We start from the raw sequence: 24,701 nt of genomic DNA on the forward strand, positions 1-24,701 counted from the left end.
CCTAAAAACCTGATCTGCATTTCTCTGGCCACTCAAGCGTCGCGAGCTGCACGTCGCGTACGGCAGTGCCAGTGAACCGCGGGTAACGGTTTTAAGATTTTCAGGGGGGCCAGGCCACGGATCGCGCCGCCTGGCCCATCACTCTTAAAACAAAGCCCACTGCGGGTGCAGTGGGCTTCGGGATTGTGTTGCCAGGGGGTTACTTGGCTTCGGTTTTAGGTTTGCCGAAGTGCCACTCGTAGACCACGAACTGGAAGTTCTTCAGGTCGCCCTTGCTGTCGTAGCTCAGTTCGCCCATCGGGGTCTTGAAGTTACCGGCGTGGATCGCAGCGGCGACCTTGTCGGTATCGTCAGACTTGGCGGCGGTGATCGCATCGGCGATGACCTGCACGGCCGAGTACGATGGGAATACGAACGGGCCGCTTGGGTCTTGTTTCTTAGCCTTGAATGCTTCGACCAGGGCTTTGTTGACCGGATCCTGGTCGAACGATTTCGGCAGGGTGACCAGCAGGCCTTCGGACGCTTCGCCAGCGATCTGCGAGATGGAGTCGTTGCCCACGCCTTCAGGGCCCATGAACTTGGCGTTCAAGCCTTTTTCCTTGGACTGGCGCAGGATCTGGCCCAGCTCCGGGTGGTAGCCGCCGTAGTAGACGAAATCGACGTTGGCTTGCTTGAGCTTGGCGATCAGCGAAGAGAAGTCTTTGTCGCCAGCATTGATACCTTCGAACAACGCGACTTTCACGCCTTTGTCGTCCAGGGTTTTCTTCACGGCGGTAGCAATGCCTTCACCGTACTGCTGCTTGTCATGGATGACCGCAACGATTTTCGGCTTGATGTGGTCGGCAATGAAATTACCAGCCGCCGGGCCCTGGGCGCTATCCAGACCAATGGTGCGGAACACCAGCTTATAGCCACGGGTGGTGATGTCCGGGCTGGTGGCCGCTGGGGTGACCATGATGATGCCTTCGTCTTCGTAGACGTCGGAAGCCGGTTGGGTGGAGCTGGAGCAGAGGTGGCCGACCACGAACTTGACGCCGTCATTGACCACTTTGTTGGCCACGGCTACGGCTTGTTTTGGATCGCAGGCGTCGTCGTATTCAACGGCCTCGAGTTTTTTGCCGTCGACGCCGCCTTTGGCGTTGATCTGCTCGATCGCCATTTTCGCGCCATTGAACTGCATGGTGCCGTATTCAGCCACCGGGCCGGTTTTAGGGCCGGCGATACCAATTTTGATGGTATCGGCCGCGAAGGAGTGGCTGGCCACCCCAGCCAGAACCATGGCGGCGAACAGCTTGGAAATCTGCTTAGTCATAATGCTCCACTCTAAGTGTTGTATTTCTTATAGTCCGTGCGCTATGGCAGTTGGACCGGGTCCGTTTACCGACAGGTGCCTACCCCCGCAACCTGTGGTATCCATGGCTCCCGCTCATCCCCATAACTGTACCGGTACAGTGTAGAGCGCCGCTTTGTCCCTTGAAAAGCAGGCGTTCGAGGGGAGGAGAGGGGGTGTCGCTTAATCGACAGATATGTACAGAAAAGCGCCGAACCCAGCCCCCACCCTGACGTGCTTGAGGCGCCACATCCTTAGCCTTTCTGTCGCAGCCGCCAATTGGTTATGTGCTACCGGGTTTTTCCGTGGGTGCACCGAGGCTATCATTGCCGGGTTTTTCAATGTCGGTGAGCCCATGTCTCAAGAACCTAGCACCCTCTATGCCAAACTGCTTGGCGAAACTGCAGTCATTCCCTGGGGCGACTTAGAGCCGTTCTTTGCCCGCGGTGCGCTGTTATGGGTCGACCCTGCGCTTGATTTGATTGCCGTGGCCCAAGCCTTGGCGCAGGATCAGAGCCAGGCCGTAGCCGCTTGGCTGGCCCAGGGGCAGCTCGAGAAGCTGTCTAGCCCAAGGGCTGTCGGATTTGCCGAGGGCGACCCCGAGCTGTGGGCTGTAGTGGTATCACCCTGGGTAGTGATTCAGGAGCGTACCCAGCATTGACTGTTTGCACCTTCATGGGGCGACTGGTCAAGCACGTGCACCGCTAGCGCTCACCGACCCTGCCCACTGCGGGGTCCTGACGCTGGCGCAGCCTGTCCAGCACCGGCCCCAGTTGGCTTAGCGGCACCGGCCGACTCAGTAGGTAGCCTTGCAAGTAGTCGCAACCGTGGCTCTGCAGAAACTCATATTGCGCCAAGGTTTCCACCCCCTCAGTGACCACCTGCAGGCGCAGCGAATGGGCCATGATGATAATCGCCTGGACGATTTCCATGTCTTGGGGAGAGGCAGGAATATCTTGAATGAACGATCGATCGATCTTCAGTGTGTCCAGGGGTAGGCGCTTGAGGTAAGCCAATGACGAATAGCCGGTGCCGAAGTCGTCGATGGACAATGACACACCCAGCTCACGAATCTGATTGAGCAGGCCGGCGGTGCTGGCAATGTTGCTCATCAGCGCATTTTCCGTAACCTCAAGTTCCAGGCGCTCGGGCTTGAGCCCCGCTTTGGCCAGGGCGTCGGCGATCTCGCCGGGCAAGGCATCGCGGCCCAGGGTCGAGGCGGAGCAGTTGACGGCCATCTTGAGCGAGGGATGTCCGGCCAGGCTTAAGCGGGCGAGATCGCGACAGGCCCGGCGCAATACCCAGCTGTCGAGTTCGGTGATCAGCCCATTGGCTTCGGCTACCCCGAGAAAGCGGTCCGGCGCCAGCCAGCCATGCTGGGGGTGTTGCCAGCGGATCAGGGCTTCGAGTTTGGCTACGGTGCCGCTGCGCAGGTCGAAGATGGGCTGGTAGAACAGCTCCAGCCCTGAGCCTTCACGCAGGGCGTGGCGCAGTTCCTCTTCGAGTTGCAGTTCCAGCGTCGCCCGGGTACGCAGGCTGGGGCTGAAGAAGTGAATACTGTTGCGCCCGCTGTCCTTGGATTGATAAAGGGCCAGGTCAGCGTTTTTCAGCAGTTCTTCGCTGGTGGTGCCGTCATCTGGGTAAATGCTGATGCCGATGCTGGTGGTCATGACCATGCGCCGCCCGGCAATGCTGATCGGTGCCGTCATGCGCTGCATGATACGCCGTGCCAGGTGTTCAGCGTCTTGCTGCTGTTCCAGCGCGAGCAACACACAGAACTCATCGCCGCCGAAGCGTGCGACTACGTCATCGGGGTGGCGCACCGCATGGGTGATGTGGCTGGCAATGACGGTGAGCAATTCGTCGCCCGCGGCGTGGCCGAGGCTGTCGTTGATGCGTTTGAAGTGGTCGATGTCGAGGAACATGATCGCCAGTTTGCCGCCACTGGCTTGCTGTTCGAGCAGCTTGTCGGCGAAAATCTGGTTGAAGCCGCGGCGGTTGATCAGGTTGGTCAAGGCGTCGTAATGGGCGGCGTGTTGCAGCGAGGCGCGGGCTTGATCCAGTTGGCTGAGCAAGGCATTGACTCGTTGCAGGTCGTGCTCTTTGCCTTGTAATTTTTTGTCGGCAATGGCGGCGCTGACGCTGCCGGCAAGGATCATCAGCGTGACCGCTGCGATGGTCAGCGCCAACTGCTGGCCGTTATTGGTGGTCACTGGGGCAAACATGTGCCCTGGGTGCATCGCCATGTTCATGGCGTTCATACCGGTGAAGTGGGTGCTGACGAATCCTGCGCCCATCAGTAGGCTGGCGCTGAGCTTGAGCACGTGCTGCATGGCGCCGTTGCCGCTGCGAAAATGCCGAATGATGCCCAGGGTCGCCAGGCTCGCTGCAATGGATACCCCGATCGATAGGCTGAATAGGGCGGGGTCGTAGTACATCGCGGCATGGGAGCGTATGGCTGACATGCCCACATAGTGCATCAGGGCAATGGCCAGGCCCATGCCGACCCCCGTGCACAGAAACTGCAGCCAACTGATGGTGGGGCGGCCCATGCAGTCTACCGCGAGGCAGCCAGCGGCCAAGGCAATCACTAGGGAGGCGACGGTGATTACCAGGTCGTAATGCAGATCGACCGGGGCTTCGAACGCCAGCATGCTAATGAAATGCATGGCCCAAACCCCAACGGCCAGGCAGCCAGCCCCTGTCCAGCGCCAACGCGTGCGTGCCCTAGGGACTTCGGTATGGCGCAGCCGGTCGGCCATGTCCAGAGTCGCGAAACTGCCAGCGCAGGCAATCAGGTAAGCCAGGAGAACCAGGAAACCGTTGTGAGAACATTCCAGCAGCAAGGCGCTGCCATTCGAAAGCTCGCCGAAGCGCAGCCCTAGCCATTCCATAGCGTGCCTCGATAGTAGCTCGTGCTTAGCCCATGCAAGTATAGGGCACATCGCCACTGTGCAACCCTGACCATTTGGTAATTAAGTTAATAGCCAAATGATCTAAGGCGCAAATACGGCCGCGGCGCTACCGCAGCCGATTTTCTAGCCGGCCACCAGAACCCGAATCGCTTCCAGGCGCAGGGCGGCTTTTTCCAGCATGGCCAGACCGTCTTCGCGCTGCTTGCGCAAGGCGGCCAACTCGCTGTCACGCACCGTTGGGTTAACCGCTTGCAGGGCGGTCAGGCGTGCCAGCTCTTCATCGGTTTCAGCGGCCAGGCGACGCTGCGCTTCGCTCACCCGTTCGATGTGGCGCGGGGCGATGCGGGCTTCGCCAGCGTTGATGCGCGGTGCCAGTTCGTCACGTTGTGCCTGGATAAACTTATTGGCGCTGGCTTTGGGCACGCTTTCGAGCTGGTCGTTGAGGGTTTCGAACGAGACCCGCGCCGCCAGGTCATTGCCGTTGCTGTCCAGCAGGCAGCGCAACGCCGCCGGTGGCAGGTAGCGACCCAATTGCAACGCACGCGGGGCAACCACTTCGCTGACATAGAGCAGCTCTAGCAGGACGGTGCCGGGCTTGAGCGCTTTGTTCTTGATCAACGCGACGGCGGTGTTGCCCATGGAGCCGGACAGTACGAGGTCCATACCGCCCTGGACCATGGGGTGCTCCCAGGTGATGAACTGCATGTCTTCGCGGGACAGTGCCTGGTTGCGGTCGTAGGTGATGGTCACGCCTTCGTCGTCGCCCAAGGGGAAACTGGCGTCGAGCATCTTTTCGCTGGGCTTGAGGATCAGGGCGTTGTCGGAATGGTCTTCGCTGTCGATGCCGAAGGCGTCGAACAGGGTTTCCATGTAGATGGGCAGGGCGAATTGGTCGTCCTGCTCTTCAATGGCGGCAACCAGCGCCTGGCCTTCGCCTTCACCGCCGGAGTTGAGCTCGAGCAAGCGGTCACGGCCACTGTGCAGCTCGCTTTCCAGGCGCTCGCGCTCGGCACGGACTTCGTCGACCAGGGCCTGCCATTGATCGTCGTCGCCGCTTTCGAGCATGGGCAACAGGCGCGGGCCGAACTGGTGTTGCAGGGCGTTGCCGGTAGGGCAGGTGTTGAGGAACGCGTTCAGGGCCTGGTGGTACCACTGGAACAACCGCTCTTGCGGACTGTTCTGCAGGTAGGGCACGTGTACCTCGATAACGTGTTTTTGGCCGATGCGGTCCAGTCGGCCAATGCGCTGTTCAAGCAGGTCCGGGTGGGCGGGCAGGTCGAACAGGGCCAGGTGATGGGAGAACTGGAAGTTACGCCCCTCACTGCCGATTTCTGAACAGATAAGCACTTGGGCGCCGAATTCTTCGTCAGCGAAGTAGGCGGCCGCGCGGTCACGCTCCAGGATGCTCATGCCTTCGTGGAACACCGTCGCCGGAATGCCCGAACGCACGCGCAGGGCGTCCTCGAGGTCCATGGCGGTCTCGGCATGGGCGCAGATCACCAGCACCTTGGTGCGTTTTAGCATCTTGAGGGTGTCGATCAGCCATTCGACCCGCGGGTCGAAACGCCACCAGCGTTCTTCTTCGCCGCTTTCGGCCTGGGCCTGGAAACTGACTTCGGGGTAAAGCTCGGCGTGCTCGCCGAGGGGCAGCTCCAGGTATTCGACGGGGCTGGGCAGCGGGTAGGGGTGCAGCTTGCGCTCGGGGAAACCCTGTACGGCGGCACGGGTGTTACGGAACAGCACCCGGCCGGTGCCATGGCGGTCGAGCAGTTCGCGGATCAGCCGGGCGCTGGCTTCGCTGTCGCCCTGGTTGACGGCCGCGATCAGGGCATCGCCCTCGGCGCCCAAAAAGCCTTGGATCGTGGTTTGCCCCTTGGGCGACAGTGCGCCCTTGTCGAGCAGTTCCTGTACTGCTTCAGCCACCGGGCGGTAGTTTTCGCTTTCGGCGCGGAAGGCCGCCAGGTCGTGGAAACGGTTGGGGTCGAGCAGGCGCAGGCGCGCGAAGTGGCTGTCCTGGCCCAGTTGTTCAGGGGTCGCGGTGAGCAGCAGCACGCCGGGAATGACCTCGGCCAGTTGTTCCACCAGGGAATATTGCGGGCTGGCTTTGTCTTCGTGCCAGACCAAGTGGTGCGCTTCGTCGACCACCAAGAGGTCCCAGCCTGCGGCGAACAGGGCGTCCTGGGCCTTTTCGTCTTCGGTCAACCACTCTAGAGCGACCAATGCCAATTGGGCATCGTCGAACGGGTTGCCGGCGTCGCTTTCGATAAAACGTTCGGCGTCGAACAGCGACACTTCCAAGTTGAAGCGCCGGCGCATTTCCACCAGCCATTGGTGCTGGAGGTTTTCCGGAACCAGGATCAATACGCGGCTGGCGCGGCCGGTGAGCAGTTGGCGGTGGATCACCAGGCCCGCTTCGATGGTCTTGCCCAGGCCCACTTCGTCGGCCAGCAGTACCCGTGGGGCGATGCGGTCGGCGACTTCGCGGGCAATGTGCAACTGGTGGGCGATAGGTTGCGCCCGAACGCCGCCCAGGCCCCAAAGGGCAGACTGCAACTGCTTACTGGTGTGTTCGAGGGTGTTATAGCGCAGCGCGAACCAGTTCAGCGGGTCGATTTGCCCGGCGAACAGGCGGTCGCTGGCCAGGCGGAACTGGATGAAGTTAGAGAGTTGCGTTTCGGGCAGGGTGAGCAGTTGGTTCTGCGCGTCGAGGCCGTGGTAGACCAGCAGGCCGTCGACAGCTTCGACTTCACGCACGGTCAGCTTCCAGCCTTCGAAGTGGGTGATGACATCGCCGGGGGAAAACCGCACGCGGGTCAAGGGCGCATTGCGCAGGGCATATTGGCGGGTGTCGCCAGTAGCCGGATAGAGCACGGTCAGTAAACGGCCGTCTTGTGCCAGAACGGTGCCTAGACCTAACTCGGCTTCGCTGTCGCTGATCCAGCGTTGCCCCGGTTGATACTGCTGCGCCATGCTGCCTGACTCCCGCCTTGAAAAGCGCATGATTCTAACGGATCAGCGGGCCAAGGGCCAAAAACTTGGTCATTAATCTGGTTCAAAGGCTGTCTTTAGCTGTCGTTGAGTGTCGAGATCGTTACAATTGCGACAAATTGCCTCAAGTCGACGCCCGCCCCGCCGACATGGTGAGAACAGGAGACCTGAACCCATGTTGCCGCCGATCATCCCCTTGAGTGTCATACCGGTCACCTCGCAACTCGATCCGGTCAAGCCGACGCCGGACATTCCGCCGGTGGTGCCGCTGCAGCCTAGCGCTAGCGACAATAATGTCGACTTGCGTCAGCGCGACCCTGAAGAACAAGCACGCCTGCTGCGCGAAGAGCAAAAGCGCCAGCAGAATAGGCGCCGGCGCAGTCAAGAAGTGCCGCAGATGGAAGACTACCTGCCCGTGCCGGGCGACGAACTCAACGCCGATAACACCGTACCGGTTGCGCCGTTGGTCGATGAGCAACCGCGCCAAGGCCTGTGGGTCGACATCCAGATCTAGCTCGCGGCATGATAAGCGCCCACCCTCACGTATTGCCGGCTGCCCCTATGAGCGAAGACGACAACCTGATCGATTTCGGCGCCGAGCGCGCCAAGCGCGTGCACGACCTCAATGACAAGCGCCTCAACGAGATGCGCCAGGTCTTCGAACAGGTGATGCCTTTGGGCAAAGCCAAGAAAAAAGCCAAGGGCAAGCCAAAAAAACGCTAGGCCCATCAGCCCTTTCGCTGCCGCCTTTGATCTCGATCAATGGCTGCCCCTACGGCTTTCGCTATCGTAGCTGCAACGCCCAGGAACTTGGGCAACGAGCACGCAAGGCATTTAGGGCAACTTCGGTTGCCTTTTTTTTGTTTTCGTTTGGAGCGTCAGCCAGGGGCAGCGTCGGGACTGCCCCTGAACGGCTGCCCGTCAGCCGATGCTGATAGGGGGCAGTTGCACGAGGGTGACTGTCTGCTGTTTGCGCGGCGCAATGATTTCGGCTTCGCCATCGACCACCAGCTCTTCGCGCTGGTTGAACACCCGGGTCGCGATACGCACGCGAAACTTCGCCATTTTTTCCAGGATTTCCAGGCGCACCGTTAGGGTGTCGCCGATTTTCACTGGCTTCTGGAAAGTCATTTGCTGGCCGATGTAGATGGTCCCCGGCCCTGGCATCTCGCACGCCACCGCCGCGCTAATCAGCGCACCACTGAACATGCCATGGGCAATGCGTTCGCGAAACATGCTTGCCGCCGCGAATTCAGCGTCCAGGTGCACCGGGTTGTGGTCGCCGGACATGGCCGCGAACAGTTGGATATCGCGCTCTTCCACGGTTTTGCTGAATTGTGCGGTCTGGCCGACTTCGAGGTCTTCGTAAGGGATGTTGCTGACCTGGGTCATGGGATGACAGTCCTTGATGATTGGCTAGGGTCTTGAGCGGTAGCGGTACCTGGCAAGTGCTTGTCGAGCCAGGCGACCACATCGGCGGTGACCTCTTCACGGTGGCTTTCGTTGAACAGTTCGTGGCGCGCGTTACTGTACAGGTTCAACTGCACCTCGCGGCTACCGGCACGACGCAAGGCCGTGCTGAGGTCAGTGAGACGCTCGCCCGCGCTGATCGGATCACATTCGCCGCCGATTATCAGCAACGGCAGGTCCGCAGCGATCTCGGCCAAGTGCCTGGGTTGGCTGATATGGTCCAGCCCGGCGAGCAGGTCGAGCCACAGCTGGTTAGTGCAGCGGAAGCCGCAGAGGGGGTCCTGGATAAACCGGTCGACCTCGGCGGGTACGCTGCTCAGCCAATCGAAGCGCGTGCGGTTCGGTTTGAAACGTTCGTTCATGCGCCTGAACGACAGCCATTCGATGAGCGCGCTGCGGCCCTCAGCGCCCTGGCGCCAGCGCTCGAGCATGGCCACGGTGCGCATGCAGCGGTAATACAGGGCAGGGTGGAAGGTCGAGCCACTGAGGATCGCCCCTTGCAGGTTGGGTTGGCGCATCAGCCAGGCCTGGCCGATGTAGCTGCCCATGCTATGGCCCAGCAGGTAGATCGGGGTGCCTGGATGCGCGGCGGCCACGTGGGCGGCCATGCTGTCGAGGTCGTCCAGCAGTTTGCGCCAGCCGTTGGCATAGGCGAACAGGCCGAGTTGGTCAGTGGCGGCGGTCTCGCCATGGCCGCGCTGGTCATGCCCATACAGCGCGTAGCCTGCGGCATTCAAGGCTAGGCCGAGGCGGGCGTAGCGGCCCGCGTGTTCGGCCATACCATGGGCCAGCAGCAGCACACCTTTGGGCGGTGTGGGCGGCTGCCAGCGATAGGCATGGAGGCGCAAACCATCTTTGGCCGGCAACCAGAAAACATCGTCGGACATGGCTAATCCTTTTATGGCTGAAGGGGACCGAGCGGGGCAACGTATCCCTTGGGCAGGGAATAGATTCAGGATGTTAATAGTGTGCGCATTCAGGTAGGCCTGTCGACGCGCGCCTGCTAACGTCGGCCAAACCCGTAAGCGCATGAAGACGACACGGTGCAGGCAAAGGATAAAATAATAATGAACGCTGAATTCTGGAACGATAAACGCCCTGCCGGCGTCCCCAACCACTTGGCATTCGACACCTACCGCTCGGTGGTCGATGTATTCGAGCGCTCTTGCCAGCGCTTCTCTAGCCATCCGGCCTACAGCAACCTGGGAGTGACCCTAAGCTACGCCGAGCTCGATCGGCACAGCGCTGCGTTCGCCGCCTGGTTGCAGCAGCATACCGACCTCGCGCCCGGTGACCGCATCGCCGTGCAACTGCCCAACGTTCTGCAATACCCGATCGCCGTATTCGGCGCCTTACGCGCCGGGCTGGTGGTGGTCAATACCAACCCCTTGTACACCACGCGCGAAATGCGCCATCAGTTCAACGACTCCGGCGCCCGCGCCCTGGTGTACTTGAATCTGTTCGGTCAGCGGGTGCAGGAAGTGCTGCCCGACACCGCCCTGGAGTACCTGATCGAAGCCAGAATGGGCGATCTGCTGTCGGCGCCCAAGGGCTGGTTGGTCAATACCTTGGTCGACAAGGTGAAGAAAATGGTCCCGGCCTACCACTTGCCCCAGGCCGTGCGGTTCAACCGGGTGTTGCGCGACGCTGCCGGGCAGGCCCCGCGGCCCTGCGCCCTGGGGCCGGATACCCTCGCGGTGCTGCAATACACCGGCGGTACCACTGGCCTGGCCAAAGGGGCCATGCTCAGCCACGGCAATTTGGTGGCCAACATGCTGCAGGTGCAGGCGTGCCTGAGCCAGCAAGACGCCAGCGGCGAGCAGATCATGCGCGAAGGCCAAGAGGTGATGATCGCGCCCTTGCCGCTTTACCACGTGTATGCGTTTACCGCTAATTGCCTGTGCATGATGGTCAGCGGCAACCATAACGTGCTGATCACCAACCCCCGCGACATTGCCGGCTTTGTCAAAGAGCTCAAGCGCTGGCGCTTTTCTGCATTTCTTGGGCTCAACACCTTGTTCGTCGCACTTATGAACCACCCGCGCTTCAAGGAGGTGGACTTCACTCATTTAAAAGTCACCAATTCCGGGGGGACCGCGTTGGTCAAGGCGACGGCCGAGCGCTGGCAAGCGCTCACCGGGTGCCCGGTTGTCGAAGGCTACGGCCTTACCGAAACCTCTCCCGTGGCGTGCGCCAACCCCTACGGTGGCTTCGAGCGCCTGGGCAGCGTAGGCATCCCAGTGGTCGCCACGGCGCTGAAGGTCATTGATGAGCAGGGTGAGGAGCTGGCGCTGGGCGAGCGGGGCGAGCTGTGTATCAAAGGGCCCCAGGTGATGCAGGGGTACTGGCGGCAGCCCGACGCGACCGCCGAAGTGCTCGACGACCAGGGCTGGCTCAAAAGCGGCGATATCGCTGTGATTGACCCTGACGGTTACGTACGCATCGTCGACCGCAAGAAAGACCTCATCATCGTCTCTGGCTTCAATGTCTACCCCAATGAAATCGAGGACGTGGTCATGGCCCACCCGAAGGTGGCGCAATGTGCGGCGATTGGCGTGGCCGATGAGCGCACCGGCGAGGCCGTCAAGTTGTTCGTGGTAGCGCGGGACGCCGACTTGACCGTGGAACAGCTCAAGGCCTACTGCAAGGCGAACTTCACTGGCTACAAAGTGCCACGGCAGATCGTCTTGCGTGAGGCATTGCCGATGACCGCGGTCGGAAAGATCCTTCGGCGTGAACTGCGGGACGCGTAGGGCTTGATCCAGAGCGGCCCGAGAGAAAAGAGCAAAGCATAAAATATTGTGACTAAAATTGCTATTTTAGTCTTTTTTGTGACCATTTGGCCGCCCATTGCCTCTGGCTGCGTCTTCGCAAAGCTGCTAATCTCGGCGCGCTTTTGATCTTTTCGGTCTGCGAATCCGAAATTACATATCAATAATAATCGCAAACAATGCGATGGACGTTGTCGCTGGAGGAGTGGGCTTCCATGATCGAAAATTTTTGGAAGGATAAGTACCCGGCAGGTATCGCCGCGGATATCGATCCCGACCAGTATCCGAACATTCAGGCGGTACTGAAAGAGTCTTGCCAGCGCTTCGCCGACAAACCAGCCTTTACCAATTTGGGCAAAACCCTGACCTACGGCGAGTTGTACACGCTGTCCGGGGCCTTCGCTGCCTGGCTGCAGCAACACACTGACCTGGTCCCCGGGGACCGTATCGCCGTGCAGTTGCCTAACGTGCTGCAGTACCCCGTGGCAGTTTTCGGTGCCATTCGTGCCGGGCTGATCGTGGTCAACACCAACCCGTTGTACACCGCGCGGGAAATGGAACACCAGTTCAAGGACTCCGGGGCCAAGGCGCTGGTATGTCTGGCCAACATGGCTCACCTTGCGCAAGCTGTGGTGCCCCGCACCGCAGTCAAGCATGTGATCGTCACCGAGGTCGCTGACCTGCTGCCGCCGCTCAAGCGGCTGCTGGTCAACGCCGTGATCAAATACGTGAAGAAGATGGTGCCGGCTTACCACTTGCCCCACGCCATCCCCTTCAATGACGTGTTACGCAAAGGCCATGGCCAGCCGGTCAGGGATGCCAACCCGACCAGCGCCGATGTCGCCGTGCTGCAATACACCGGGGGCACCACGGGCGTGGCCAAGGGTGCCATGCTGACCCACCGCAATCTGGTCGCCAACATGTTGCAGTGCAAGGCGGTGATGGGCTCCAACCTCAATGACGGCTGCGAGATCCTGATCACGCCATTGCCGCTCTATCATATCTACGCCTTCACCTTTCACTGCATGGCCACCATGCTGGCGGGCAACCACAACATTCTGATCAGCAACCCGCGCGACCTGCCGGCGATGGTCAAAGAGCTGTCCAAGTGGAAATTCAGCGGTTTCGTGGGCCTTAACACTTTGTTCGTAGCCCTGTGCAACAACGAAAAATTTCGTAACCTGGATTTCTCGGCCCTCAAGGTCACCCTGTCCGGCGGCATGGCCCTGCAGCTGGCGGCGGCGGAACGCTGGAAAGCCGTGACCGGCTGCTCCATCTGCGAAGGCTATGGCATGACCGAGACCAGTCCGGTCGCGTCGGTCAACCCGGCCGAGGCCATCCAAATCGGCACCATCGGCATTCCCGTGCCTTCCACCCTGTGCAAGACCATCGACGACGAAGGCCGAGAGTTGGGTTTCGGAGAAATCGGCGAGCTGTGCATCCGCGGCCCGCAGGTGATGAAGGGCTACTGGCAGCGGGAAGACGCCACCGCCGAAGTACTCGACGACGAGGGTTGGCTGAAAACCGGCGACATCGCCCTGATCCAGCCTGACGGTTATATGCGCATCGTCGACCGCAAGAAAGACATGATTCTGGTCTCCGGCTTCAACGTCTACCCCAATGAGCTCGAGGACGTACTGGCCGGGCTGCCGGGTGTGCTGCAATGTGCGGCGATCGGCATTCCAGACGAAAAGTCGGGTGAGTTGATCAAAGTCTTCATCGTCCCGCGCCCAGGGGTGACCCTGACCAAAGAACAGGTGATGACCCACATGCGCGCCAACGTCACGGCCTACAAGGTGCCGCGTACGGTGGAGTTTCGCGACAGTCTGCCGACCACCAACGTCGGCAAGATTCTGCGGCGCGAGCTACGCGACGAAGAGTTGAAAAAGCTGGCCCGTTGAAGTGCCAGGGCCGAGGCTGCTCAAGCCTCGGTCAACTACCCTCGCAAACCCATGCCCCAAACGTCTCCCAGCCCCGCAGGCTGCCCGCCAATATCAATCGTGGGGCGAAATCTGCGACAATCGTCGGCATATTTTCTACCGCGTAGCCTTTGCGTACCTGATGACCGACCAAACCCCCGCCATCGACCAGCTTCTGAAAAACCTCGACCAGGCCATGATCGGCGATCGGCATCGCCTACGCCGGCAACTGCATGAACTGCGGAAAAAACCTGATGAGCTGAAACTGGCGCAATGGGTGGACAAGGTCCAGGCCTCGTTCGCCCGGGTCAACGCCCGGCGTGACAGCGTGCCGCGCATTCGCTACGACGACAGCCTGCCCATCGCCGCCAAGCGTGACGAGATCAAAAAGGTCCTGGCCGAGCATCAAGTGCTGATCATTGCCGGCGAGACCGGCTCGGGTAAAACCACCCAGTTACCGAAGATTTGCCTGGAGTTGGGCCGCGGCCAGCACGGCCTGATCGCCCACACCCAACCGCGCCGAATCGCCGCGCGCAGTGTGGCGACCCGGGTGGCCGAAGAACTCGCCACGCCGTTGGGCGGCCTGGTGGGTTACCAGGTGCGCTTCGAAGACCAGAGCGAGGCCAATACGCTGGTCAAGCTGATGACCGACGGTATTCTTTTGGCGGAAACCCAGCATGATCGGTTTCTTGAGCGCTACGACACCATCATTGTCGATGAGGCCCACGAACGCAGCCTGAACATCGATTTCTTGCTCGGCTACTTGAAAACCCTGCTGCCTAGGCGCCCGGACCTCAAGGTGATCATCACCTCGGCGACCATCGACCTGCAGCGTTTCTCCGAACACTTCAACGACGCGCCGATCGTCGAGGTGTCTGGGCGCACCTTCCCGGTGGAAACTTGGTACCGCCCGCTCACCCGTGAGCAGGACGAGGACGGCAACCAGGTCGAGGACGACCTTAGCGTCGACCAAGCCATCCTCGCCGCCCTCGATGAAATAGAAGCCTACGAGCGGCATCAGCGGCGGTCGCCGGGGGATGTGCTGGTGTTCCTCCCGGGTGAGCGGGAAATCCGTGACGCCGCCGAGATGCTGCGCAAGGCCCAGCTCAAGCACACCGAGATCCTGCCCCTGTATGCGCGCCTGTCGCCAGCCGAGCAGCAGCGCATTTTTCAGTCGCACATTGGCCGCCGGGTGGTGCTGGCCACCAACGTTGCGGAAACCTCGCTGACAGTGCCTGGCATCCGCTACGTGATCGACAGCGGCACGGCGCGTATCAGCCGGTACAGCTACCGTGCCAAGGTGCAGCGTTTGCCCATCGAAGCGGTGTCCCAGGCCAGCGCCAACCAGCGTAAAGGCCGCTGTGGGCGCGTTGAGCCGGGTATCTGCATTCGCCTGTTCAGTGAAGAAGACTTCGACGCCCGCCCGGCCTTTACCGACCCTGAGATCCTGCGCACTAACCTGGCGGCGGTGATCTTGCAGATGCTGCACCTGCGCCTGGGCCAGATCGAAGACTTCCCCTTTATCGAGGCCCCCGACGGTAAGGCCATCAGCGACGGGTTTAACCTGCTCCAGGAGCTCTCGGCGGTTAACCGCGAAAACCAGCTGACCCCCCTGGGCCGCCAATTAGCCCGCCTGCCCATCGACCCGCGGCTGGGCCGCATGCTTCTCGAGGGCACCCACCAAGGCAGCCTGCAGGAAGTCTTGATCATCGCCAGCGCGTTGTCGGTGCAGGACCCGCGCGAGCGCCCGCCGGAGCGCCAACAGGCCGCTGACCAGGCCCACGCCCAATGGAAAGACCCCGATTCTGATTTTGCCGCGCTGGTCAATCTATGGCGCGGGTTCGAGGAACAGCGCCTGCAACTGGGTTCCAGTGCACTGCGCAATTGGTGCCGCAAGAACTTCCTCAACTACTTGCGCCTACGCGAGTGGCGCGACGCCCATCGGCAATTGGGTTTGATCTGCCGTGACCTGCAACTGGGGGTCAACAAAGACCCGGCCGATTACCCCAAATTGCATAAAGCCGTGTTGTCCGGCTTGCTCAGCCAGATCGGCCAGAAAACCGAAGAGGGCGACTACCTGGGCGCACGGCAGCGGCGTTTTTGGGTACACCCCTCATCCGGCCTGGGGCGTAAACGCCCGCAATGGCTGATGGCCGCCGAGTTGGTGGAGACCACCAAGTTGTATGCGCGCATGGTGGCCAAAATCGAGCCGGATTGGATCGAGCCCCTGGCCGGGCATCTGATCAAGAAGAACCACTTCGAGCCCCATTGGGAGAAGAAGCGCGGCCAAGTGGTGGCGTTCGAACAAATCACCTTGTACGGAATGATCGTGGTGGGCCGTCGCCCGGTGCATTTTGGCCCTATCGACCCGGTCGCTTCCCGTGAGCTGTTCATTCGCGAAGGCTTGGTGCGCGGTGAAATCCAGTCGCGCGCTCGATGCCTGAGCGCCAACCGCCAGTTGCTCGAACAACTCGACGAGCTGGAAGCCAAGGCCCGTCGCCGTGACATCCTGGCCGACGAAGAAACCCTCTACGGCTTCTATGAAGCGCGCTTGCCCGCAGAAATCCACCAGAGCGCCACCTTCGACAGCTGGTACCGCGTACACAGCCAGAAAGACCCGAACCTGCTGATCATGCGCGAAGAGGACGTGCTGGCCCGCGACGCCAGTGAGGTGACCGCCGCGCAGTACCCAGACACCTTGCACCTGGGCGATTTGAGTTTGGCCATGAGCTACCATTTCGAGCCCAATCACCCCCGCGATGGCGTCACGGTCAGGGTGCCCGCGCCTTTGCTACCAGCGCTGCCCGCCGAGCGCCTGGAATGGCTGGTGCCGGGTGTGCTGGAAGCTAAATGCATCGCCCTGGTGCGCAACTTGCCCAAGGCCCTGCGCAAGAACTTCGTCCCCGTGCCGGACTTCGTGCGCGCGGCCTTGCAGCGTTTGAGCTTTGCCGAAGGTTCGTTGCCCCAGGCCCTGGGCCGTGAGCTGTTACGCATGACCGGCGTGCGGGTGTCCGACGAAGCCTGGGCCGAAGCGGCGCAGCAGGTCGACAGCCACCTGCGGATGAACCTGGAAGTGGTCGACGGCCAGGGCAAGTTCCTCGGCGAAGGCCGTGACCTGGCCGAACTGACCGCGCGCTTTGCGCAAGCCAGCCAGGCCGCGCTGGCCATTCCTGCCAGTGACAAGAGCCAGCAGCCGGTGCAGCCCAAGGCCTTCGACGCCGTCGCGGAAAAGACCCAGCAGAGCATCGCGGGGCTGTCGATGACGGTGTATCCCGCGCTGGTCGAAGAAAAAGGCACGGTGAAGGAAGGGCGTTTCTCCACCGAAGCCGAGGCCATGTACCAGCATCGGCGTGCCTTGCAGCGCTTGTTGTTGCAGCAATTAGCCGAGCCCGCGCGCTTTTTGCGCAGTAAACTGCCCGGCCAGACTGAGCTAGGCTTGCTTTATCGCGAACTGGGGCGCATCGAAGCGCTGGTTGAAGACATCCTACTGGCCAGCCTCGACAGCTGCATTCTCGATGGCGAAAGCCCCTTGCCCCGCGACGGCGCCGGGCTGGCGGCACTGGCCCAGCGCAAGCGCGGCGACTGGAACGCCCATGCCGAACGCTTGGCGCGCTTGACCCTGGACATCCTGAGCCAGTGGCACGGGCTGCAAAAACGCTTCAAAGGCAAGATCGACCTGGCCCAGGCGGTGGCGCTCAATGACATCAAGCAGCAGTTGGCCAACCTGGTCTACCCAGGCTTTGTCCGCGATACGCCCGCCGCCTGGCTGAAAGAACTGCCGCGCTATCTGAAAGCCATAGAATTGCGCCTGGAGAAAGCCGCTGCGCAGGTTCAGCGTGACCGGGTATGGAGTGGTGAACTGGCGGGCTTGTGGGCGCAGTACCAGGCCCGGGCCAGCAAGCACGCCCAGGAAGGCAAACGCGACCCGGAGCTGGCGCTGTACCGTTGGTGGCTGGAAGAGTACCGGGTGTCGTTGTTTGGGCAGCAGTTGGGTACACGGGTGCCGATCTCCGACAAGCGGCTGAGCAAGCAGTGGGCGCAGGTAGAGGGCTGAAGAAGCGCGCGAGCGCTGAATATGGCAAACTCGGCGCTTAATTATTACAAGATTTCCCCCGCCCCGAGCGGCAGATAAAAGAGGAACGCGCGTGCACAACGTGGTGATCAGCGGTACCGGCCTGTACACCCCGGCCGAGAGCATTTCCAACGAAGAGTTGGTGGAGTCGTTCAACTGCTATGTTGAACAATTCAATACCACCAACGCGGCCGCCATCGAGCAGGGTGAGGTGCAGGCCCTGGGGCCTTCGGACGCTGCCTTTATCGAAAAAGCCTCAGGGATCAAAAGCCGCTTCGTCATGGATAAAGCCGGCATCCTCGACCCCCAGCGGATGAAACCGCGCTTGCCAGAGCGTGGCAATGACGAGCCTTCGATCCTGTGCCAGATGGCCGTAGCGGCGGCTGAGCAAGCGCTGCAGCGCGCCGGCAAGACGGCTGCTGACATCGACGCGGTGATCGTCGCTTGCTCCAACCTGCCACGGCCTTACCCGGCACTGTCCATCGAGGTGCAGCAGGCGTTGGGTATTCAGGGCTTCGGCTTTGACATGAACGTGGCTTGCTCGTCGGCCACCTTTGGCTTGCAGGCGGCCAGCAATGCCGTGCAGTTGGGCCAGGCCCGCGCCGTGTTGCTGGTAAACCCGGAAATCTGCACCGGGCACCTGAATTTCCGCGACCGTGACAGCCACTTTATTTTCGGCGACGCCGCCACTGCACTGGTGGTCGAACGCGCAGATCTGGCCACCTCGGCCAACCAGTTGGCGGTGGTCAGCAGCAAGCTGTTGACGCAGTTTTCCAACAATATTCGCAACAACTTCGGTTTTCTGAACCGCGCCGGGGAAGAGGGCGAGGGTGCCCGTGACAAGCTTTTCGTGCAGGAAGGGCGCAAGGTGTTCCGTGAAGTGTGCCCCATGGTGGCGGACTTGATTGCCCAGCATCTGGCGGAAAATAACTTGCAGGTCACTGATATCCGGCGTTTTTGGCTGCATCAGGCTAACCTCAGCATGAACCACCTGATCGTCAAGAAGCTGCTGGGTCGCGATGCCAGCGTGGAAGAAGCGCCGGTTATCCTCGACACCTACGCCAATACCAGCTCGGCCGGTTCCGTGATTGCCCTGCATAAGTACCAGGACGATTTGCCCTCGGGTGCGTTGGGGGTATTGAGTTCGTTCGGGGCCGGGTATTCGATCGGTAGCGTGATTCTGCGTAAACTTTAAAAGGGTAAGGGCCTGGCGCAGCGTTGCCCGGCCCTTACCGTTCTCTCGGGAGCCGCCATGCCGTTGCACGTGTTGCAAAGCCTATCCTCGCTCCCTGCGGCTGACTGGGACGCCTTGCTCACCGAGGCCTCGCCGTTTCTGCGCCATGCTTTCCTCAGTGCCCTGGAAGACAGCGGCAGCCTTGGCCCCCAGTCGGGTTGGCGCGCCGAGCATTTGCTGCACATCGAAGACGGGCAACTACGGGCTGCGCTGCCCGGTTATCGCAAATGGCATTCTTATGGCGAGTATGTCTTCGACCATAGCTGGGCCGACGCTTGCCGGCGCGCGGGCATCGACTACTACCCCAAGTTGCTCTGTGCCGTACCCTTCAGCCCCGTCAGTGGCCCGCGGCTGCTGGCGGCGGAGCCCGCTGATGGCGTGGCGTTACTGCAAGCATTGCCCAGTTACCTGCAAGCCGAGGGGCTCTCCAGTGGGCATATCAACTTCACCGACCCCGCCCTGGACCAGCTCATGGCCAGCCAGGAAGGCTGGATGGAGCGGCTCGGTTGCCAGTACCACTGGCATAACCGGGGCTATCGGGATTTCCAGGATTTCCTCGACACCCTGACTTCACGCAAGCGCAAGCAGATGCGCAAGGAGCGTGAACAGGTGCTGGGCCAGGGCATAGCGTTCGAATGGCGTGAAGGTCAGCAGATGAGCGAGGCGCTGTGGGACTTTGTCTACGCTTGCTATGCCAATACCTACGCCGTGCGCCGCCAGGCCCCCTACCTGACCCGCGCGTTCTTCAGCCTGTTGGCCGAGCGTATGCCAGAGGCGATCCGGGTGGTGCTGGCGTATCAAGCGGGCACGCCAGTGGCCATGGCCTTCAGCCTAGTGGGCGGTGGCAGCCTGTATGGGCGCTATTGGGGCTGCCTGGCCGAATATGACCGGCTGCATTTTGAAACCTGTTTTTACCAGGGCATGGACTTTGCCATTAGCCACGGCTTGCAACGTTTCGATGCGGGCGCCCAAGGCGAGCACAAGTTGATCCGTGGGTTTGAGCCGGTCATCACACGCTCTTGGCACTACCTGCTGCACCCTGGGTTAAGGGCGGCGGTCAGCGATTTCCTCGAGCAGGAGCGCTCGGGCGTGCAAGCCTATGCCATCGACGCCCGCGAATCGCTGCCTTATCGGGCGCCGCAGTAGCGGCCGGCCCGCGTTAATCGGCGCCTACAAACCCGCCGGTTTGGTGGTGCCAGAGGCGCGCATATAAGCCATGCTGGGCCAGGAGTTCGGTATGGCTACCGATCTCGACGATGCGCCCTTGCTGCAACACCACCAGGCGGTCCATTTTTGCGATGGTTGATAGGCGGTGAGCGATGGCGATTACGGTTTTACCCTTCATCAGGGTTTCCAGGCTTTCCTGAATCGCCGCTTCTACTTCCGAGTCCAGTGCCGAGGTGGCTTCGTCCATGATCAGGATCGGCGCGTTTTTCAGCAGCACCCGCGCGATGGAGATCCGTTGCCGCTGGCCCCCGGACAGCTTCACCCCACGCTCACCAACGTGGGCGTCGAAGCCCATACGGCCCTCAGCGTCTGAAAGCAGCGGAATAAACTCCTCGGCGCGCGCTTTACGCACCGCTTCCCAGACCTGTTCCTCGTTGGCGCCGGGCTTGCCGTAGCGCAGGTTCTCTAATATGGAGCGGTGCAGCAACGAAGTGTCCTGGGTGATCAGGCCGATTTGTTCGCGCAGGCTTTCCTGGGTGACCCCGGCGATGTCCTGGCCATCGATGAGGATGCGCCCACTGGGCAGGTCGTAGAGGCGCAAGAGCAGGTTGACCAGGGTCGATTTGCCCGCACCGGACGGGCCGATCAGGCCGATCTTTTCGCCAGGGCGAATATCCAGGGTCAGCCCCTCGATGATCTTCGCGCCTTTGGGGTAGTAAAAGTCGACGTTCTCGAAGCGCACGGCACCGCGGTCGATTTTAAGCTTCGGCGCGCCTTTGACATCGTTCACGCTCACCGGCTGGGCGATGGTTTGTAGCCCGTCCTGGACCATGCCGATGTTTTCGAAGATGCCGTTGACCACCCACATGATCCAGCCAGACATGTTGACGATCCGAATCACCAGGCCCGTGGCCAGGGCAATGGCACCCACGGAAATCAGCGACTGGCTCCACAGCCACAGGGCCAGGCCAGTGGTGGCGACGATCAGCAGGCCGTTGATTGCGGTAATGGCGAAATCCATGCTGGTGATGACCCGGCTGGCTAGCTGGGTTTTTTCAGTCTGTTCGGTGAGGGCTTCGCGGGCGTACTCTTTTTCCATGCTGGTGTGGGCAAACAGTTTCAGCGTGGCGATGTTTGAGTAGCCGTCAACGATGCGCCCCATCAGCTTGGAACGGGCGTCGGAAGAAACCACCGAACGCGCCTTCACCCGTGGCACGAAGTAGCACAGCGAAATGATGTACAGCACGATCCAGGTGATCAGGGGCAACATCAGGCGCCAGTCCGCCTCGGCGAACAGTACCAGCGCGCTGATGGAGTAAATCAGTACGTGCCATAGGGCATCGACCGCCGCCACGGCCGAGTCGCGCAGCGAGTTACCGGTTTGCATGATGCGCTGGGCAATACGCCCGGCGAAATCGCTGGTGAAGAAATTCATGCTCTGCTTGAGCACATAGTTATGGTTTTGCCAGCGGATCAGGCTGGTCATGCCGGGGGTGATGGTCTGATGCACGAGCAGGTCGTGCAAACCAATGAAAATGGGCCGCAGGACCAGCGCCACCACCACCATCCAGGTCAACTCGGCAGCGTTGTCGCTAAAGAAATTAACATTGGGCGTGCCTTGAGCCATGTCGATGATGCGGCTCAAGTAGCGAAATAGCGCCACCTCGATCAGCGCACCGATCAGGCCGACCACCAGCAAAGTGGCGAAGGTCGGCCAGACCTGGCGTAGGTAGTAAATGTAGAAGGCCAGGACTTTACTGGGCGGCGACTCGGTGGGCGCTTCGCGAAAGATATCGATCCATTGTTCGAAACGGCGATAGATCATGGGCTAGAGCTCCTTCAAAAGTGCACGTCGACCGGTCCTGGCCGAAAACATCAGTCCACGCGTTTGGCCGATAGAATCGTCACGGGTTCAACAGGTACGTCGCTCATGCCCTTTGATCTAGCTGTGCGGACCTGGCTGATCTTATCGACCACCTCGGTGCCTTTGACCACTTTGCCGAATACGGCGTAGCCGGCGTCACGGCCTGGGTCGAGGAAGGCATTGGTGGTGGAGTTGATGAAAAATTGGCTGGTGGCCGAGTCCGGGTTCGACGTGCGGGCCATGGCCAGGGTGTATTTTTCATTATGCAGGCCGTTATTGGCCTCGTTTTTGATCGGCGCCAGGGTGTCTGTTTTCTGCTGCATGTCTTGGGTGAAGCCGCCGGTCTGCACCATAAAGCCTGGAATCACACGGTGAAAGATAGTGCCGTTGTAGAAACCCTTGTCGACATAGGCGAGGAAATTCTTCGTACTGATCGGCGCTTTCAGGGCGTCCAGTTCCACCACGATAGTGCCCTGGCTGGTGTTCAGTTCCACTTTCGGTTTGTTGGCATCGGCGGCCAGCAATTGGGTAGCGAACAACAACGATCCGGCAGCCATAAAAAGTTGTTTCAACATGGTGTCAGGCATCCTTATGCAGTGAAGGGCTAGGCAATACGCTTAGCCATAGTGGGTTTGAATGCAGCGGTTCGACCCCTGGTGGTCTGTGTCATGGCACGGGCCTCTCAGGCAGGGGGTGCAATGGGTGGCAGTTCGGCGAGTGGCGCGCTGTCGAAGCTGCGCAGCAATTCGACGAGTATTTGTGTGGCTGGGCCCAAGGGTTTGTCTTTGTTGGAATAAAGATAGAACGCCGGGTGGCGGCTGCCACCTTGTTCCAAAGGCAGCGCTTTGAGCAGCCCCTCATTCAATTCGCGGGTGATGATGTGCCACGGCAGCCAGGCAAAGCCCAGGCCGCTGGCAACAAAGGTGGTGGCGGTGGCCAGGCTGCCGACGGTCCAGCGCTGCTCGGCGCCCAACCACCCGACATCGCGGGGTTGCTGGCGGCCGGAGTCGCGGATCACCACCTGCATCTGGCTCTCGAGGTCGTGAAAACTCACCTGCCGGTTCAGGCGGTGCAGGGCGTGGTCCGGATGCGCCACGGCGACGAACTCCACCGTGCTCATTTCGGTGCCCAGGTAGCCTGGGATGGCATAGGCACTAATGGCCAGGTCGGCGACACCTTCTTGCAGCACTTCCTCCACCCCGGACAGCACCTCTTCGCGCAAGCGTACCCGGCAGCCTCGGCTTTGCGGCATAAAAGCGGTCAGCGCCCTGACCAGGCGGGCGTTGGGATAGGCCGCATCGACCACCAGGCGTACCTCCGCTTCCCAGCCCTGTTCCATATGATGGGCGAGGTCCTCCAGCTGGCTGGCCTGCTTGACCAATTGCCTCGAACGACGCAACAACACGCCGCCAGCTTCGGTCAGCACGGCTTTACGACCGTCGATGCGCAACAGCGGCACACCCAATTGCTCTTGCATGCGCGCCACGGTGTAGCTGACCGATGACTGAGAACGGTGCAGGGCTTCTGCCGCTTGGGCAAATCCACCGTGGTCGACTACCGCCTGCAGCGTTCGCCATTGATCGAGGGTGACGCGTGGCGCTTTCATCAGTGGCTCCTGGAGGGCCGGTTCAGGGACCCGTTGCGAGGGGGTTAAGAGTAGAGCAACGGTTCGATAAAACAACTTATTTGATGGGTTTTCAGAGGTTTATCCTGTTTATGATCGAGCTGGCACAGGCAAGTTCCGGGTAATTGCCTTGCCTGGCTCGCCGCGCTAATGTCCACGCCCCCGCAGAGATGAGGCACCCATGGGCTACCTGTTAATCGTTACGCTTATCCAGGCTTTTTCTTTCAGCTTGATCGGCGAGTTTCTAGCCGGGCATGTCGATAGCTACTTCGCCGTGCTGGTACGGGTACTGTTGGCTGGGTTGGTGTTTGTGCCGCTGACCCGCTGGCGCCAGGTGGAACCGCGCTTCGTCCGCTCGATGTTGCTGATTGGCGCCTTGCAGTTCGGGGTCACTTACGTGTGCCTGTACCTGAGCTTCCGGGTTCTCAGCGTGCCGGAAGTGTTGCTCTTTACCATCCTCACGCCGCTGCACGTGACCCTGATCGAAGACGCCCTGAACCGCCGCTTCAACCCGTGGGCGTTACTTGCGGCACTGGTCGCGGTCGCGGGGGCGGCGGTGATCCGCTATGACCGTATCGACCCCGAGTTTTTCGGCGGCTTTCTATTATTACAGTTGGCCAACTTCACCTACGCCGCCGGCCAGGTCCTGTACCGTCACCTGATCGCCCGCTACCCAAGCGACCTGCCGCATTACCGCCGGTTCGGCTATTTTCATGTGGGTGCCCTGTTGGTCGTGCTCCCGGCTTTCCTGGCCTTTGGCAACCCGCAACACCTGCCCGACGCACCCAGCCAATGGTTGGTGCTGGGTTTCCTCGGCCTGGTCTCGACCGCGCTGGGAATGTACTGGTGGAACAAAGGCGCTTGCCTGGTCAGCGGCGCGACCTTGGCGGTGATGAACAACCTGCACGTGCCGTTGGGGCTGCTGGTGAACCTTGTGATCTGGAACCAGGCCGAGCCGTTGGGGCGCCTGGCGTTGGGCGCAGGGATCATTCTGTTGGCGGTGTGGGTCAGCCGTCGTGCCAGGTCAACCTAACGTAGGGGGGGGGCCGGGCGGCGCTCCGCTTGCCCCCGAGCTCCTCAGCCCCTGCGAACACAAATTGTTCACAATGCCGAGGATCAAGAGCTCGGGGGCGAGACCGCCTATGGAGTCTGGAAGGCGCCGTCTTATGCCGAGGTGATCAAAGCTTGGCAGCAGAGGAGGCTTGCTACATTTTCCGAGGCGGAACCCAGGTCTGTCCCATGGGAGCCGAGAACGCGCGCCTCTCTCACAATCGCGCTGTGTTATTGACGAACTAAGCTACGCTTTACCGTGATATTGAATAGCCAGGACAGGGACAGTTATCACGG

Annotated in this window: 17 protein-coding genes; 9 read left to right on the top strand and 8 right to left on the bottom strand. The window is 60.9% G+C overall.

All coding sequences use genetic code 11. The features are described 5' to 3' along the window. Positions 1 to 199 precede the first annotated feature (199 nt). Positions 200 to 1,312, bottom strand: a complete 1,113-nt coding sequence (locus QCL65_RS07360) for a branched-chain amino acid ABC transporter substrate-binding protein (RefSeq protein ID WP_407315598.1) — start codon at positions 1,310 to 1,312, stop codon at positions 200 to 202. 373 nt (positions 1,313 to 1,685) lie between these two features. On the opposite strand from QCL65_RS07360, the gene QCL65_RS07365 reads away from it, so the two are divergent. Then, complete coding sequence (locus tag QCL65_RS07365) at positions 1,686 to 1,991, top strand: DUF2288 domain-containing protein (protein WP_407315599.1); 306 nt, start codon at positions 1,686 to 1,688, stop codon at positions 1,989 to 1,991. Positions 1,992 to 2,034: 43 nt separating this feature from the next. Here the strand turns inward: QCL65_RS07365 and QCL65_RS07370 are convergent, their stop codons facing one another. Next, positions 2,035 to 4,224: a putative bifunctional diguanylate cyclase/phosphodiesterase gene (locus QCL65_RS07370; RefSeq protein WP_407315601.1), complete on the bottom strand. Its 2,190-nt coding sequence runs from the start codon at positions 4,222 to 4,224 to the stop codon at positions 2,035 to 2,037. A 144-nt stretch (positions 4,225 to 4,368) separates the two neighbouring features. Then, positions 4,369 to 7,215 (bottom strand): RNA polymerase-associated protein RapA, encoded by a 2,847-nt coding sequence (gene rapA / locus QCL65_RS07375; protein WP_407315602.1) that lies wholly within the window; start codon positions 7,213 to 7,215, stop codon positions 4,369 to 4,371. Between the two features lie 193 nt (positions 7,216 to 7,408). Between rapA and QCL65_RS07380 the strand changes: the two genes are divergently transcribed. Then, on the top strand, positions 7,409 to 7,747 hold the full coding sequence (locus tag QCL65_RS07380; RefSeq protein WP_407315603.1) for an aspartate-semialdehyde dehydrogenase: 339 nt from the start codon (positions 7,409 to 7,411) through the stop codon (positions 7,745 to 7,747). Between the two features lie 47 nt (positions 7,748 to 7,794). Next, positions 7,795 to 7,956 carry a hypothetical protein gene (locus tag QCL65_RS07385; protein ID WP_407315604.1) on the top strand — a complete coding sequence of 54 codons (162 nt, stop codon included), beginning with the start codon at positions 7,795 to 7,797 and terminating at the stop codon, positions 7,954 to 7,956. Between the two features lie 198 nt (positions 7,957 to 8,154). On the opposite strand, the gene QCL65_RS07390 is transcribed toward QCL65_RS07385, so the two are convergent. Both QCL65_RS07390 and QCL65_RS07395 read right to left on the bottom strand, forming a co-directional pair. Beyond that, positions 8,155 to 8,625: a MaoC family dehydratase gene (locus QCL65_RS07390; RefSeq protein ID WP_407315605.1), complete on the bottom strand. Its 471-nt coding sequence runs from the start codon at positions 8,623 to 8,625 to the stop codon at positions 8,155 to 8,157. Next, positions 8,622 to 9,590, bottom strand: a complete 969-nt coding sequence (locus QCL65_RS07395) for an alpha/beta hydrolase (RefSeq protein WP_407315606.1) — start codon at positions 9,588 to 9,590, stop codon at positions 8,622 to 8,624. The genes QCL65_RS07390 and QCL65_RS07395 overlap by 4 nt, the downstream gene beginning before the upstream one ends. Before the next feature lie 180 nt (positions 9,591 to 9,770). Between QCL65_RS07395 and fadD2 the strand changes: the two genes are divergently transcribed. The 5 genes from fadD2 (at position 9,771) to QCL65_RS07420 (ending at position 19,845) form a co-directional block, all read left to right on the top strand. Then, positions 9,771 to 11,456, top strand: coding sequence for a long-chain-fatty-acid--CoA ligase FadD2 (gene fadD2, locus QCL65_RS07400; RefSeq protein WP_407315607.1), 1,686 nt, complete (start codon positions 9,771 to 9,773; stop codon positions 11,454 to 11,456). Positions 11,457 to 11,689: 233 nt separating this feature from the next. After that, entirely contained in the window at positions 11,690 to 13,375 is a 1,686-nt protein-coding gene (fadD1, locus tag QCL65_RS07405) for a long-chain-fatty-acid--CoA ligase FadD1 (RefSeq protein ID WP_407315608.1), read from the top strand. 160 nt (positions 13,376 to 13,535) lie between these two features. Continuing rightward, entirely contained in the window at positions 13,536 to 17,447 is a 3,912-nt protein-coding gene (hrpA, locus tag QCL65_RS07410; RefSeq protein WP_407315609.1) for an ATP-dependent RNA helicase HrpA, read from the top strand. A 91-nt stretch (positions 17,448 to 17,538) separates the two neighbouring features. Further along, the gene (locus QCL65_RS07415; protein WP_407315610.1) at positions 17,539 to 18,660 is read left to right on the top strand and encodes a beta-ketoacyl-ACP synthase III; all 1,122 of its coding nucleotides are present in this window, start codon (positions 17,539 to 17,541) and stop codon (positions 18,658 to 18,660) included. A gap of 57 nt (positions 18,661 to 18,717) precedes the next feature. Continuing rightward, positions 18,718 to 19,845 carry a GNAT family N-acetyltransferase gene (locus QCL65_RS07420; protein ID WP_407315611.1) on the top strand — a complete coding sequence of 376 codons (1,128 nt, stop codon included), beginning with the start codon at positions 18,718 to 18,720 and terminating at the stop codon, positions 19,843 to 19,845. Positions 19,846 to 19,858: 13 nt separating this feature from the next. Here QCL65_RS07420 and QCL65_RS07425 read toward each other — a convergent pair whose 3' ends face one another. The 3 genes from QCL65_RS07425 to QCL65_RS07435 form a co-directional block, all read right to left on the bottom strand. Then, positions 19,859 to 21,691 carry an ABC transporter ATP-binding protein gene (locus QCL65_RS07425; protein WP_407315612.1) on the bottom strand — a complete coding sequence of 611 codons (1,833 nt, stop codon included), beginning with the start codon at positions 21,689 to 21,691 and terminating at the stop codon, positions 19,859 to 19,861. Positions 21,692 to 21,741: 50 nt separating this feature from the next. After that, the gene (locus tag QCL65_RS07430; protein ID WP_407315613.1) at positions 21,742 to 22,305 is read right to left on the bottom strand and encodes a peptidylprolyl isomerase; all 564 of its coding nucleotides are present in this window, start codon (positions 22,303 to 22,305) and stop codon (positions 21,742 to 21,744) included. 107 nt (positions 22,306 to 22,412) lie between these two features. Then, on the bottom strand, positions 22,413 to 23,336 hold the full coding sequence (locus tag QCL65_RS07435) for a LysR family transcriptional regulator (RefSeq protein WP_407315614.1): 924 nt from the start codon (positions 23,334 to 23,336) through the stop codon (positions 22,413 to 22,415). 199 nt (positions 23,337 to 23,535) lie between these two features. Between QCL65_RS07435 and QCL65_RS07440 the strand changes: the two genes are divergently transcribed. Then, positions 23,536 to 24,387, top strand: coding sequence for a carboxylate/amino acid/amine transporter (locus QCL65_RS07440; protein WP_407315615.1), 852 nt, complete (start codon positions 23,536 to 23,538; stop codon positions 24,385 to 24,387). Positions 24,388 to 24,701 lie beyond the last annotated feature (314 nt).

The sequence above is a fragment of the Pseudomonas sp. nanlin1 genome (genome assembly GCF_045571515.1).
Taxonomy (GTDB): Bacteria; Pseudomonadota; Gammaproteobacteria; order Pseudomonadales; family Pseudomonadaceae; genus Aquipseudomonas.